Annotated in this window: 10 protein-coding genes and 1 tRNA gene; 8 read left to right on the forward strand and 3 right to left on the reverse strand. The window is 76.0% G+C overall.

From position 1 onward, the window contains the following. Window positions 1-65 precede the first annotated feature (65 nt). Window positions 66-139: transfer RNA gene (locus ACFYT9_RS29245), tRNA-Pro, on the reverse strand. A gap of 104 nt (window positions 140-243) precedes the next feature. Between ACFYT9_RS29245 and ACFYT9_RS29250 the strand changes: the two genes are divergently transcribed. Beyond that, on the forward strand, window positions 244-846 hold the full coding sequence (locus ACFYT9_RS29250; RefSeq protein ID WP_389168725.1) for a DUF309 domain-containing protein: 603 nt from the start codon (window positions 244-246) through the stop codon (window positions 844-846). A 71-nt stretch (window positions 847-917) separates the two neighbouring features. Here ACFYT9_RS29250 and ACFYT9_RS29255 read toward each other — a convergent pair whose 3' ends face one another. Both ACFYT9_RS29255 and ACFYT9_RS29260 read right to left on the reverse strand, forming a co-directional pair. Then, window positions 918-1,283, reverse strand: coding sequence for a DUF488 domain-containing protein (locus ACFYT9_RS29255; protein ID WP_389168727.1), 366 nt, complete (start codon window positions 1,281-1,283; stop codon window positions 918-920). A 29-nt stretch (window positions 1,284-1,312) separates the two neighbouring features. After that, complete coding sequence (locus ACFYT9_RS29260) at window positions 1,313-1,915, reverse strand: TetR/AcrR family transcriptional regulator (RefSeq protein ID WP_387270490.1); 603 nt, start codon at window positions 1,913-1,915, stop codon at window positions 1,313-1,315. A gap of 196 nt (window positions 1,916-2,111) precedes the next feature. Here ACFYT9_RS29260 and ACFYT9_RS29265 point away from each other — a divergent pair, with 196 nt between their 5' ends. From ACFYT9_RS29265 to ACFYT9_RS29295, 7 genes are all read left to right on the forward strand, one after another. Beyond that, the gene (locus ACFYT9_RS29265; protein ID WP_389168729.1) at window positions 2,112-2,993 is read left to right on the forward strand and encodes a phosphatase PAP2 family protein; all 882 of its coding nucleotides are present in this window, start codon (window positions 2,112-2,114) and stop codon (window positions 2,991-2,993) included. Then, complete coding sequence (locus ACFYT9_RS29270) at window positions 2,990-4,123, forward strand: DMT family transporter (RefSeq protein ID WP_389168731.1); 1,134 nt, start codon at window positions 2,990-2,992, stop codon at window positions 4,121-4,123. Before ACFYT9_RS29265 ends, ACFYT9_RS29270 begins: the two co-directional genes overlap by 4 nt. Window positions 4,124-4,210: 87 nt before the next feature. Continuing rightward, entirely contained in the window at window positions 4,211-5,251 is a 1,041-nt protein-coding gene (locus ACFYT9_RS29275; RefSeq protein WP_389168733.1) for an SPFH domain-containing protein, read from the forward strand. Beyond that, window positions 5,248-6,141, forward strand: a complete 894-nt coding sequence (locus ACFYT9_RS29280) for a hypothetical protein (RefSeq protein ID WP_389168735.1) — start codon at window positions 5,248-5,250, stop codon at window positions 6,139-6,141. The genes ACFYT9_RS29275 and ACFYT9_RS29280 overlap by 4 nt, the downstream gene beginning before the upstream one ends. A 277-nt stretch (window positions 6,142-6,418) precedes the next feature. Next, window positions 6,419-7,285 (forward strand): GNAT family N-acetyltransferase, encoded by an 867-nt coding sequence (locus tag ACFYT9_RS29285; protein WP_389168737.1) that lies wholly within the window; start codon window positions 6,419-6,421, stop codon window positions 7,283-7,285. 925 nt (window positions 7,286-8,210) lie between these two features. Next, window positions 8,211-9,905 (forward strand): S8 family serine peptidase, encoded by a 1,695-nt coding sequence (locus tag ACFYT9_RS29290; RefSeq protein ID WP_389168743.1) that lies wholly within the window; start codon window positions 8,211-8,213, stop codon window positions 9,903-9,905. A 246-nt stretch (window positions 9,906-10,151) separates the two neighbouring features. Continuing rightward, window positions 10,152-13,217: AAA family ATPase (locus ACFYT9_RS29295; protein ID WP_389168745.1), on the forward strand; the 3,066-nt coding region annotated here is incomplete at its 3' end.

The following is a 13,217-nucleotide window of genomic DNA, read 5'->3' on the forward strand; positions in this document are numbered from 1 at the left end:
GAAAACGATCGAGGGGCCGTTTCAGATTGCTCTGAAACGGCCCCTCGATCGACGACTCTTTCGAGTCGGGACGACAGGATTTGAACCTGCGACCCCTTGACCCCCAGTCAAGTGCGCTACCAAGCTGCGCCACGTCCCGGTGCTCGTCGGCGGCGGGGAATCCCGCGTCGGCGTGCAGGAGAACATTACCCCACTCTTCGGGTGGCGATCACCCACGGGTGGGTGGGGGCGGAGAATGGCGGGATGAGCGGAGATGCCGGACGGGCGGATGGCGGGCGGGACCGGGACGCCGAGGGGCGGGCGCGGAACGCGCGGCCGCGGGACGGGCTGGGGCGGCCGTTGCCGTACGGGGCGGAGGGCGTGGCGCGGCAGCCCGAGGGGGTGGTGCGGGGGCCGGCGGAGACCGTGCGGGAGGCGCAGCGCCTGCTGGACGCGGGGATGCCGTTCCACGCGCACGAGGTCTTCGAGGACGCGTGGAAGTCGGGACCGGAGGGCGAGCGGGAGCTGTGGCAGGGGCTGGCGCAGCTGGCCGTGGGGCTGACGCACGCGGCACGGGGGAACACGACGGGCGGCGCTCGGCTGCTGCGACGGGGTGCGGGGCGGGTCGCCGCGTACTCGGACGGCGGCGGGGAGACGTACGGCCTGGACGTCTCCGGGCTGGTGGCGTGGGCCGGGGAGCTGGCCGCGCGGGTGGAGGTGCCCGGCGGGGAGGGCGAGCGGGCAGCCGCCCCTCCGCCCGGCGGGGAGGGAGGGCGTGCGGCGACCCCTCCGCCAAGTGGGGAGGGAGGCCGTGCGGCCGCCCTTCCGGACGCCGCCGGCGAGGCGCCTCGGCTGACCGGGTCCTGAGCCGGGGAGCGGAACCGGGGGGCGTCTGGTCGGTCGGGTCGCGAGGCCGGCCGTCGGGACGGGGCTATCCCTCAGTGGGTCAGCCGGTCCCTCAGGACCGTGGTGTGGCTGGTCTCGGGGTGTTTCGTGGCGGTCAGGAGGGTGATCGTCCGCGTCTCGGCGAGGGCGCGGAGGCGTGCGAGGGAGGCGGCGGCCTCGGGGGCTTCGAGTTCGGTCTCGTAGCGGCGGCGGAACTCGTCGTGGTCGCCGTCGGGGCCGTGATACCAGCGGCGGAGTTCCGTGGACGGGGTGAGGGCCTTCGGCCACTCGTCGATGCGGGCGTCGGCCTTGGCGAGGCCGCGGGGCCAGAGGCGGTCGACGAGGACCCTGACCCCGTCGTCGGGGGACGGGTCCTCGTAGACGCGGCGGACGCGGACGTCGGGAGCGGTGGCGGCCATGGTTCCAGGGTGCGCGACCCCGGCGCCCGTCACCCGTCGACGCGCAGGACCGGCAGCAGGACGGCGTCGACGAAGGCGCGGGCGGCGGAGGCGTCGGGGAAGCGGTCCTCCAGGAGCCGTTCGATGCGGAGCAGGCCCATGAAGCTGGGGGCGACGAAGGCGATGGCCGGGTTGTCGGCGGCGACCTCGCCGCGGTCGACGGCGCGCTGGACGACGGCGTCGATGGCGGCGACCTCGGGTGCGATGACGGTCTCCCGCAGGGCGGTGCGCAGGTCGGGGTGCTGGAGGTACGCCTGGGCGACGGCCTCCATCAGCTCGGTGTCGCGCTCGTGGCGGGCGGAGGCGACGCGGGCCGCCTCGTGCAGGTCGCCGGCGAGGCTGCCGGTGTCGAGGCCGGTGAAGATCGCGCAGCGGCGGGCGGCGAGGGCCGCGGTGACGAGCTGCGGCTTGGTGCCCCACTGGCGGTAGAGGGTGGCCTTGCCGCACTTGGTAAGGGCCGCGACACCCTCCATGGTCACCGCGTCGTAGCCGCCTTCGCGCAGGAGGCGGAGCACGGCCTCGTACAGCTCCGCCTCGCGCTCCGGCGTGATCTTGCTGCGGCGAGCGGCGGCGGTGGCGGCCTGCGTGGACATCGGTCCCTCCTACGACAGTTCTGCACATACGAGAGTAGGGGGTGCACAATCGAGACGCAAACGTATCGAGACGCTTGCGTCTCGATGAAATCGGATCTAGAGTTCCTCCGTTTGTTGGGGAAGTTGCAGATTTGACCGATTGACGGATTGACCGATTGACCGATTCGGCCGATCGACCGAGGGGAAGTGCGGCGCCATGGCCACCCGGATACGCGGGATACGCGGGCTCGGCCCCGCCTCCCGGGCAGAGAGCGGGCGGCCGCCCCTCCTGCGCGAGCTGCTGCTCGTGACCGGGCTCTTCCTCGTCTACAAGTTCGGCCGGCTCCTCGCCAACGGCCACGAGACCCGCGCCTTCGACAACGCCGACCGCGTGTGGGACGCCGAGCGCGCCCTCCACCTCCCCGGCGAAGGCGCGGTCCAGCAGCTCCTGCTCCACGGCGAGCCGCTGATCCGGGTCGCGAACACCTACTACGCGGCCGTGCACTTCCCGGCCACGATCGCCTTCCTCGCCTGGCTGTACTGGCGCCGTCCCGCCCACTACCTGTGGTCGCGGCGCGTCCTCGCGCTGGTCACCGGCGCGGCCCTGGCGCTGCACATCCTGGTGCCGCTCGCACCGCCCCGGATGCTCGCCGCCGCCGGCCTGGTCGACACCGCCCGGGTGTACGGCCCGTCCGTGTACGGCGCCGTCCCCGAGACCGACTCGATGGCGAACCAGTTCGCCGCGATGCCGTCGCTGCACTTCGGCTGGGCACTGATGGTCGCGATCGGCCTGATCGCGGCGACCCGCTCCCCGCTGCGCGGGTGGTGGCTGCTGCACCCGGCGCTGACTCTGCTGGTGATCGTCGGCACGGCCAACCACTACTGGCTGGACGCCCTCGCCGCGACCGTGCTGCTCGGCCTCGCGCTGCTCGTCGTACCGGCGCCCGCGAGCCGGCCCGCACCGCCCGCCGCTCCGCCGGCGCCGCCCGCCACTCCGCCCGCGCCGCCCTCGCAGGCCGCCCCGGCGGGGCCGCGGGCCGCGCGCCGCGCGCGAGCCGACGCCGGAGCCGGAGCCGTACCGGCCGGGGTGACGCGATGAGCTCCGCCGCCGGCACCGTGCTCGCGGTGCTCCTCTCCCTGGTCTCCGCCGCCGGGTACGCGCTCGCCGCCGTCGCCCAGGCCAGGCTCGCCGCCGCCCCTTCGACCCCCTCGGGGCGCGGGGCGCTGCGGGCGCTGCTCGCGCGCGGCCAGTGGTGGTGGGCCGTCGGCCTCAACGCCGCCGGCGCCCTCGCCCACGTCGCCGCCCTCCACTACGGCCCCCTGACGCTGGTGCAGCCGCTGGGCGCGCTGACCCTCGTGGCGGCGCTGCCGCTGGGCGCGTACACCGCCGGGCGCCGGGTGACCCGTACCGAGTGGCGGGGCGCGCTGTGGACCCTGGCGGGGCTCGTCGGCCTGGTCGCGGTCACCGGTCCCGCCGCGCCCGGCGAGGCGCTGAGCCTGCGGGAGTCCCTGGTGGTCGCGGCGGCGACGGCGCTGCTGATCGCGGCGCTCGTCGGCGGCCGGCGACCCGGTGCCGGGCGGGGGGCCGGGCACGGCGAGGGAGGCGTACGGGCCGGCGGGCTCGGGCACGCCACCGCGTCCGGGATCGCCTCCGGTGTCGCGTCCGCGCTCACCCAGACCCTCACCGCCGCGCTGGCGGTGGGCCTGCCGGGCGGGCGGCCGTCCTGGTGGCAGACGGCGCTGCTCGCGGTCCTGATCTCGGCCTTCGCGGTCGGCGGCCTGCTGCTCTCGCAGACCGCCTACCGGGGCGGGCTCGCCGCCCCGCTCGCGGTGGTGAACCTGGCGAACCCGGCCGCGGCCGCCGTCATCGGCGTGGCGCTGCTCGGCGAGACGTTCCGCTCGGGCGCCTGGGGCTGGGCGATCGCCGCCGGCGCGGCGCTGGTCGCCGCCCGGGGCGTCGTCCTCCTCACCACCGGAGGCCCGGCGACTCCCGCCACCGGAGGCCCGGTGACCCCCGCCCCGGAGCCGGCGCCTTCCTCCACCACCGATCCGGCCGCCTCCCGCGCCCCCGAGTCCGCGGTCGCACCCGTCCCGGAGCCGGCGCCGACGCCCGTGCCCGTACCCGTGCCCGCTCCGGCGGAACCCGTCGACGAGCCGGCGGTCGCGAGCCTGGCCGAGGCGCTGGGCGGTGTGCTCGCCCCCGTACCGGAGGCGGAGCCCGCCCGCTGAACCCCGGAGCGGCCACCCCCTTTATGTCATCTTGACGACAACCGGAATCCGGTTCTATCGTCATCGTGACGACAAGGGGGTTCTCTCATGGCCGACATCACCCGCCGCGCCGGCTGGCGCCATCTGCGCTCCGCGCCCACCGCCCACATCCGCCACCAGAAGGGCGGCCGGCTGACGCACGACGGCGCGGGGCTCAGCTTCTGGTTCCGGCCGCTCAGCGCGGCGCTCTCCGAGGTGCCGGTGGACGACCGGGAGCTCGCGATGGCCTTCCACGCCCGGACCGCGGACTTCCAGGACGTGAGCGTGCAGTCCACCGTCACGTACCGGATCGGGGACCCGGCCGTGGCCGCCGCCCGCCTCGACTTCTCCATCGACCCCGACACCGGCGTCTGGCGCGGCACCCCGCTGGAGCAGATCGCGACGCTGCTGACCGAGACGGCGCAGCAGCACGCGCTCGACGTGCTCGCCCGCACCTCACTCGCGCAGGCGCTGGTGGACGGCGTGGCGGCGGTGCGCGAGCGGATCACCGAGGGGCTCGCCGCCGAGCCCCGGCTGCCGGCGACCGGCATCGAGGTGGTCGCCGTCCGCGTGGTCGCGATCCGCCCCGAGCCCGAGGTCGAGCGGGCCCTGCGCACCCCCGCCAGGGAGCAGATCCAGCAGGAGGCCGACCGGGCCACGTACGAGCGGCGCGCGGTCGCCGTCGAGCGCGAGCGGACCATCGCGGAGAACGAGCTCGCCAGCAAGATCGAGCTGGCCCGGCAGGAGGAGCGGCTGGTCGAGCAGCGCGGCACCAACGCGCGGCGGGAGGCGGAGGAGTCCGCCGCCGCGGACGCGGTACGGGCGGAGGCCGAGGCCGTGCGGAAGGTGCGCCTGGCGCGGGCCGAGGCGGAGGCGGCGCGCGAGGTCGGCGAGGCGAGGGCCGCCGCGCAGACGGCCTGGCTCCAGGCGCACGCGGCCGCCGACCCTGCCGTCCTGCACGCGCTGGCGCTCACCCGGGCCGCCGAGCAGCTGCCCCGGATCGAGCACCTCACCCTCTCCCCCGACGTCCTCACCGGGCTCCTTTCGAAGCTGGGCGGCGGAGGCGGCGGCAACGGTTCCGGCGGCGGGCGTCGCGGGGCGGGCGCGTGAGCCTCGCGCCGCGGGCGGTCCTCGTGCACCGCAGGACGGAGTACGAGGAGCTGCTCGCCCGGCACGGGACGCACGGGCAGGCCGCGTTCTTCCTGGCGGCGCGCGGCCGCTCGGCCGACGAGGTCCGGGAGCGGCACGAGCGGACGCGGCGGGCGCTCGCCGCCGTCGCCGGGGCCGTGCCGCTGACCTGGCGGCAGACCCGGGTGGAACGCGCCGATCTGGACCGGTTCCTCTTCGGCCCCGAGGACGTGGTGGTGGTCGTCGGCCAGGACGGCCTCGTCGCCAACACCGCCAAGTACCTGGCCGGCCAGCCCGTCGTCGGCATCGACGCCGACCCGGGGCGCAACGCCGGCGTGCTCGTCCGCCACCGGCCGGCGGACGCCCGCCGGCTGCTCCCGTACGCGGCGGGTCCGGGCGCCGCGTCCGACGAGCTCACCATGGTCGCGGCGGCCACGGACGACGGTCAGCGGCTGCTCGCGCTCAACGAGATCTACGTGGGGCCGCCCGGCCACCAGACCGCCCGCTACACGCTGGACACGGAGGGCGCGGGTCCCGAACCCCAGGCGTCCTCGGGGGTGCTGGCCGGCACCGGCACGGGAGCGACCGGCTGGCTGCGGTCTCTCTGGCAGCAGCGCTCCAGCGCGCTCGCCCTGCCGTCCCCGACGGAGCCGCGCCTCGCGTGGTTCGTCCGCGAGGCGTGGCCGTCGCCGACGACCGGGACGAGCCGCGTCGAGGGCGTCCTCGGCGCCGGGCAGGGGCTCCGCCTCACGGTCGAGTCCGACCGTCTGGTCGCCTTCGGCGACGGCGTCGAGTCCGACACCCTCGACCTGACCTGGGGCCAGACCGTCCACCTCACCGTCGCCGACACCCGCCTCCGCCTGGTCGGCTGACCCGCCCGGGGCCCCACCTCTCCTCTCGGACCGCACCCGCACCCGCCCCGGCCCGGCCCCCGCCTCGGCTCCCCGGGGCGGCCGGAATCGATCGCAGGGACTCGGAGGACGGGGCCAGGGGGCGCTAGGGTGGGGCGCTTTGACCGATTTGGTGTGCGGTGACGGGCTGGCCGTACGACCTGCCGGAGGGCCTCGGCCGACTCCCCCGGGGCCCCCGGCTCCGCCCGCCCGTACTCCGCCCCTTCCTCGCTCCCCCCCGGCACTCGAAGGAACGCACGTGACCACGCTCTCCCCAGGTTCGCTCGTCGTCGCCCCCGCCACCCGCGCCGAGTGGGAGCTGGTCCGGGCCTGGTGCGCCGAGGAGGGGTGGAACCCGGGACGGGCGGACGGCGACGCCTTCTTCGCGCAGGATCCGGACGGATTCTTCCTGGGGCGGCTCGACGGCGAGCCGGTCTCCGCCGTCTCGGTGGTCACCTACGGGGACGCCTACGCGTTCCTCGGCTTCTACCTGGTCCGGCCCGAACTGCGCGGACGGGGGCTCGGTCTCGCGACCTGGCGGGCCGGGCTCACCCACGCGGGCGGGCGGACGGTGGGGCTCGACGGAGTGCCGGACCAGCAGGACAACTACCGGCGCTCCGGGTTCGTACCGGCCTACCGGACCGCGCGCTACGTCGGGGAAGTGCCGTCCCCCGAGCGGCCGGTGACCGGGGTCGTACCGGCCGAATCGGTCGATCCGGCACAACTCGCCGCGTACGACTCCGCCTGCCACCACGCCGAACGGCCCCGGTTCCTCGCCGCGTGGCTGACGACACCGGGGCACCGCGCCCTCGCCAGGGTCGTGGACGGCCGGGTGACCGGCTACGGCGTGGTCCGGCCCTCGCAGGACGAGGCGCGCGTGGGGCCGCTGTTCGCGGACGGGCCGGCGGACGCGGCGGCGCTGCTCGACGCACTGGCGGAGGCGGCCCGGGGGTTCGGCGCGCGGTCGATCGCCGTCGACATGCCGGAGACCAACCCGGCGGCGGCCCGTCTCGCGGAGGAGCGCGGACTCACGCCCACCTTCGAGACGGCCCGGATGTACACCGGTCCGGTGCGGCCGGTCCCGGCCGAGCGCGTCTTCGGCGTCACGACCCTCGAACTCGGCTGAGGCCGGGCCGGTACCGGCCGGTTCCGGCCGGTACCGGCCGCTTCGCGCCGCGCCGGGCAGGGGCGCCTCGAAGGGACTCGCGCGGGGCGGGCCCCCGGGGAACCCGCGTACGGGCCGCATACGGGCCGTCCCTGAGGATCCCGTACGGGTTTCTGTACGGGATCCCGTACGGGGCGTCGTGCGGAGCACCGTGCGGGCTGCCGTGCGCGGGTAACCCGTACGGGGGGGTGCCCCCGTCCCCCGTCGACCCCACACGCCCCTCAGACCCCCTCAGAACCCCTCAGGGCCTTGCCCCGGGCACCTCTTTCCAGCCGCCCTCCCTCCGCGTGCCCCGCGCACCGAACCACCCCTCACCCTCCTGCCCTCCGGCGCCCCTTCGCGCCACCCCGCAAGCCCTCCGCTCCAGCTCACGAGCGCCCGCGCCTCCCCCACCCCTCCCCCGCGCCACCGTCGGCCCACCCCCGCGCACCCGCCCTCCGGCCTCCCCCGTGGGCCCTCTCGGGGGGACCCCCACCCCGGCCATGAGGGGTGACAAGGGTTTTCCCCGTATCGCGTTCACCTCCCCGTTCCCTACTGTCCTCCGCACCGGCGGATAACATCCCCCGCATACACCTGACAGGTGCATGCGGGGAGATCACCACCGGTGACGGCCTTGACCCGGGCCGTCGGCGCCGGTGGCGGCGCACGGGCCCCCCAGCCCAGGGACCACGGACGCGACCCCACTTCGCCCCGCGACTCCCGCGCCGCCGCCACTGCTCCGTACCTACGTCGTACTCGAAAGGGCCACACCTTGAACGGTTCCAGGCGGAGAGTCATATCCGTGGTCGCCACCGCCGCGATCATCGGTGCCGCTGTCACCACCACCGGGGCGTTCGCCGCCGCCCCGGCCGCTCCCACCCCGAAGCCGGCCCCGGCTTCGCAGACGATGCGGGCGCTCCCGAGCGCCCCCGTCGAGAAGGTCATCGTCACCTACAAGAGCCAGGCCGCCGAGGCCGGTTCCAACACGGCCGCGAAGACCGACACCGCCGAGAAGGCCGCGAAGACGGGCGAGCGGCTCGCCTTCGAGCGGCGTCTCTCCGGCGGCGGCGCCCTGGTCGACCTGGGCGACTCGGCCACGCCGCAGGACGTGAACGAGGTCATGGCCGCCTTCCGGGCCGACCCGTCCGTGGCCACCGTCGAGCCGGACATCCGCGCCTACGCGATGGCCGCCGCGCCGAACGACACCGACTACGCCAAGCAGTGGGACCTCTTCGAGGCCACCGGCGGCATGAACGTCCCCTCTGCCTGGGACAAGACCACCGGCTCCGGCGTCACCGTCGCCGTCATCGACACCGGCTACGCCGCCCACAGCGACCTCGCGGCCAACACGGTCGCCGGGTACGACTTCATCTCCACCTCCACCGACGCCCGCGACGGCAACGGCCGCGACGCGGACGCCAAGGACGAGGGCGACTGGAACGCCACCGACAACGAGTGCGGTCTCGGCTCGAAGGCGTCGAACTCCTCCTGGCACGGCACGCACGTCGCCGGCACCATCGGCGCCGTCACGAACAACTCCAAGGGCATCGCGGGCATCGCGTACGGCTCGAAGGTCCAGCACGTCCGGGTCCTCGGCAAGTGCGGCGGTTCGTCCTCCGACATCGCCGACGCGATCACCTGGGCCTCCGGCGGCACCGTGTCGGGCGTCCCGGCCAACGCCACCCCCGCCAGGGTCATCAACCTGAGCCTCGGCGGCGCCAGCTCCACCTGCCCCAGCGTCTACCAGAACGCGATCAACGGCGCCGTCCAGCGCGGCACCACCGTCGTCGTCGCCGCGGGCAACAGCAACGCCAACACCTCCGGCTTCACGCCCGCGAACTGCTCGAACGTCATCACCGTGGCGTCGACCAGCCGTGAGGGCAACCGGTCGTACTACTCGAACTTCGGCACCCTGGTGGACGTGTCCGCCCCGGGCGGCGAGACCCGCCGCGCCACCGACACGCCCGGCACGGTGACCACCCCCGAGAACGGCATCTACTCCACGCTGAACTCGGGCTCGACCACCCAGTCGGCCGAGAACTACAAGCCCTACCAGGGCACCTCCATGGCCGCGCCGCACATCGCGGGCCTGGCCGCCCTCCTGAAGTCGGCCAAGAGCACCCTCACGCCGGCCCAGATCGAGACCGCCATCAAGGGCAACGCCCGCCCGCTGCCCGGCACCTGCTCCGGCGGCTGCGGCGCCGGCATCGCCGACGCGGCCAAGACCGTGGACTCGGTCACCGGCACCACCCAGCCGGGCACCGTCTTCACCAACGCCGACAACGTCACGATCTCCGACAACACCACCGTGTCGTCCTCGATCGCCGTCACCGGCCGCACCGGCAACGCCCCCGCCGCCCTCAAGGTCGCGGTGGACATCAAGCACACCTGGCGCGGGGACCTGGTCGTCGACCTGGTCGCCCCCGACGGCACGGTGCGCAACCTGAAGGCCTCCTCGTCCTCGGACAGCGCCGACAACGTCCTCGCGACGTACACGGTCGACGCCTCCAGCGAGGTCGCCAACGGCACCTGGAAGCTTCAGGTCCGCGATGTGGCCACGGGTGACACCGGCTACATCGACTCCTGGAGCCTCACCTTCTGATCCTCCGCTCCACCTCACTGACACCACCCCCCACACCAGCATCACCGCTGGTCAGCGACGCCCTCGTGGTCTACACCACGGGGGCGTCGCCGAGTTCCGGATCGGCGCGGGCGCGGTGGCGCGTGTCCGTATGCCGGACAAGGCCCCTGGACGTTGACCGTGGGCTCCGTATCCTCTGCGCAGGGCTCATGGGCGGGGCCCACGGGCGGAGGTGACAACCAGGTGACGACGGTTCCGCACGGCACCCTGCCCGCACGCGCCCCCGGCGGGGCCGGTCCGGCGGCCCCGGTGGGCCGCGAGGAGCTGCTCGCCCGCCTGGAGACCGTCCTGCACGCGCGCGGTCGCGCCCTGCTCACGGGGCCCGCCGGCGTCGGCAAGACCGAGGTCGCGCTGGCCGCCGCCGCCCGGGCCGAGACCCGCGGCGAGACCGTGCTCTGGCTCGCCGCCCTCCCCGCCGACCGCGCGATCCCCGGCGCCGCGGCGGCCGCCCTCGTCGCCTCCGTGGCGGCCACCGTCGCCTGGCCGGGTCAGCGCACCGAAGCGGGAGCCTTCGGGGAGGACGCCCCGGCGGGGCCCGGCGACACCCCCGGACCCGGCTCCCTGCCCACCGGGGTCTTCGCCTCGGGCGTCTTCGACGACCTGCCCGGACCGCAGCGCACCGCCGTCGCCATGCTCTGCCGCGAGGCGCCCATCCAGCAGGGCGGCTGGGACCCGATCGCCCTGCGTCTGGGCATCGCCCGCATCCTGCGCGCACTGACCTCCCGCGGCCCCGTGCTGCTCGTCGTCGACGGCGCCGAGTTCCTCGACCCCGACAGCACCGACCTGCTCCGCTTCGCCCTCCACCTCGCCCCGCCGTCGCTGCGCGTGATCGCCGTCGAGACCCCGGAGCCGTACGGGGACACCCACCGCGCCGACGGACCGGTGACCGGCACCGCCGGCCGCCCGCACACCGGGCACGCCGGGAACTCCTCGCACCTGTGGGTGCCGTCCGAGGCGGATCTGCTGCTCGTCCCGCCGCTCCACGCCGACGAGATCGCCGAACTCCTCATCCACCACCGGCTGCCGTCCCGGATGGCCGGCCGCATCCACCGCGCCAGCGGCGGCAACCCCCGGCTCGCGCTCGCCGTCGGCCGTTCCCTCGCCGACGCCCGCACCCCCGTGCACCACGCCGAGGCGCTCACGCTCTCCGGCCGCGCCCGGGACCTGGCCCGCCAGCTCCTGGGCGCCGCGCCCCCGCCGGTCCGGGCCACCCTGCTGCTCGCGGCGCTCGCGCTGCGCCCCTCCGCGACGCTGGTGCGCCGGGCCGGACGGCCCGAGGCGGAGGCGGAACTCGCGGCGGCCGAGCGGGCCGGGCTGATCTCGCTCGCCGAGGACGGCTCGCTCGCCTTCACCGCCGGGCTGCTGCCGTCCACCCTGGTGCACGACGCCTGCTGGGCGGAGCGCAGCGCGGGCCACGCCGCGCTCGCGGAGGTCGTCGACGACCCGGTGGAGGCGGTACGGCACCGGGCGCTCGCCGGCGACCGGCCGGACGAGGAGCTTGCCGCCGAGGTCGCGGCGGCGGCGGAGACCGCCCGGCGGCGCGGCAACAACGCGCTCGCCGCCGAACTGGCGCTGCTGGCCGCCGAGTCGACCCCCGGCCGGGACGGCGCGCAGCGGATCGCCCGGCTCGTGGACGCGGCCGAGGAGGCGGCCCGGGCCGCCCGCGCCGACCTGGCCATGCGCGCCACCACCGACCTCCTCGCGCGGGACGCGTCCCCCACCGACCGGGTGCGGGCCCGCCTCGCCGTCCTGGACACCGCGGGACAGGGCCTCACCGACCTGGACGACATGTACGTGCACGCCATGGAGGACTCGGAGGGGGAGACCGCGCTCCGGGCCGCCGTGCAGCTCCGGCTGGCCGTCAAGTACGTGCTGGCGGACGGCGATCCGGAGCGTTCCCGGACGGCGGCGATGGAGTCCGCCGCGCTGGCCGCCTCGGTCGGCGACCCCCGTACCGCCGCGCAGGCGCTGACCGTGCAGGCGCGCATGGAGCGGGCGCTGGGATCCGCGGACTCCGAGCCGGTCCTGGCCAGGGCGCGGGAGCTCGAACTCGCCGAGCGCCCGCTCGGCATCCGCAACGCCGCCCAGATCCTGACGATCCGTCATGCCCTGTTCGACGACCGGCTGACGGACGCCAGGGACGAGCTGAACGCGCTGCTGCCGCTGGTGCAGCGGCGCGGTTCGGTCGAGGACGCCATCGAGCTGTTCCGTACGCTCGCGGAGATCGAGTCGCGGATCGGCGCGTGCGCGGCCGCCCTCGCCCACGCCGGGCAGTCGCTGGCGCTCACCCTGGAGGCGGGCCTGTCCCCCGGCCCCGCCTGGTACGCGCTGGCGCTCGCCGAGACCGCGGGCGGCAGTCTGGGCCGGGCGGCGAGCTACGCACGGCGGAGCGTGCAGGCGTCGGAGGAGGAGGGCGACCGGGTCTTCCTCTCGCGCAGCCGGTACGCGCTCGGCCGCGTCCAGCTGGTCAACGGCGACGTGGCGGCGGCCCTGGAGACGCTGCGCCGGGTGCAGGCCGACGAGCGCGCCCAGTCCACGGTGGACCCGTCGATGCTGCGCTGGCACGAGGAGCTGGCGGAGGCGCTGCTCGCGCACGACGCCGTCGAGGACGCCCTGGCGCTCCTCGCGGAGGTGCGGCCGGTGGCCGAACGGCTGGGCCGTACCACGGTGTTGCTGGGGTGCGACCGGGCGCAGGCGCTGTGCCTGGCGGCGGAGGGGCGGACGGACGAGGCGGCGGAGCTGCTGACCCGGACGGCCGGCCGGTTCGCGGAGGCGGGGCTGCCGCTGGAGCAGGGGCGGGCGCTGATGGCGCTGGCCCGGGTGGAGCGGAAGCGGCGGCGGAGGTCCGCCGCGCAGGCGGCGCTGCACGGGGCGGCGACGGTCTTCGAGCGGGCGGGGGCGGTGCCGTGGCTGGCGCTGGCCACGGAGGCGCCGGCCGGCGAGCTGCCGGGGGCCGCGCCGGGCGGTGAGGAGGCGCCGACGGCGCTGGCCTCGCTGACGGAGGCGGAGCTGCGGCTGGCCCGCCTGGTGGGGCAGGGCGCCTCGAACCAGGAGGCGGCGGCGAAGCTGTTCCTCAGCGTGAAGACCGTGGAGGCGCGGCTGACCCGCATCTACCAGAAGCTGGACGTCCGCTCCCGCGCCCAGCTGGCGACGGGGGGCCCCCCCCGCGGGGGGGGGGCCCCCGCCCCCCCCGGGGGCCCCCGGGGGGGGGCGCGCCCCCCCCCCCCCGGGGGCCCCCCGGCCCCCCCGGGGGCCCCACGCCGGGTGGGCCGC

The organism is Streptomyces sp. NPDC004435, from assembly GCF_042873895.1.
Classification (GTDB): domain Bacteria; phylum Actinomycetota; class Actinomycetes; order Streptomycetales; family Streptomycetaceae; genus Streptomyces.

Excerpts from the sequence above, each read along its gene's own strand:
- ACFYT9_RS29250 (WP_389168725.1), top strand. The coding sequence starts at position 244 with ATGAGCGGAGATGCCGGACGGGCGGATGGCGGGCGGGACCGGGACGCC.
- ACFYT9_RS29255 (WP_389168727.1), bottom strand. The coding sequence starts at position 1,283 with ATGGCCGCCACCGCTCCCGACGTCCGCGTCCGCCGCGTCTACGAGGAC.
- ACFYT9_RS29260 (WP_387270490.1), bottom strand. The coding sequence starts at position 1,915 with ATGTCCACGCAGGCCGCCACCGCCGCCGCTCGCCGCAGCAAGATCACG.
- ACFYT9_RS29265 (WP_389168729.1), top strand. The coding sequence starts at position 2,112 with ATGGCCACCCGGATACGCGGGATACGCGGGCTCGGCCCCGCCTCCCGG.
- ACFYT9_RS29270 (WP_389168731.1), top strand. The coding sequence starts at position 2,990 with ATGAGCTCCGCCGCCGGCACCGTGCTCGCGGTGCTCCTCTCCCTGGTC.
- ACFYT9_RS29275 (WP_389168733.1), top strand. The coding sequence starts at position 4,211 with ATGGCCGACATCACCCGCCGCGCCGGCTGGCGCCATCTGCGCTCCGCG.
- ACFYT9_RS29290 (WP_389168743.1), top strand. The coding sequence starts at position 8,211 with ATGCGGGCGCTCCCGAGCGCCCCCGTCGAGAAGGTCATCGTCACCTAC.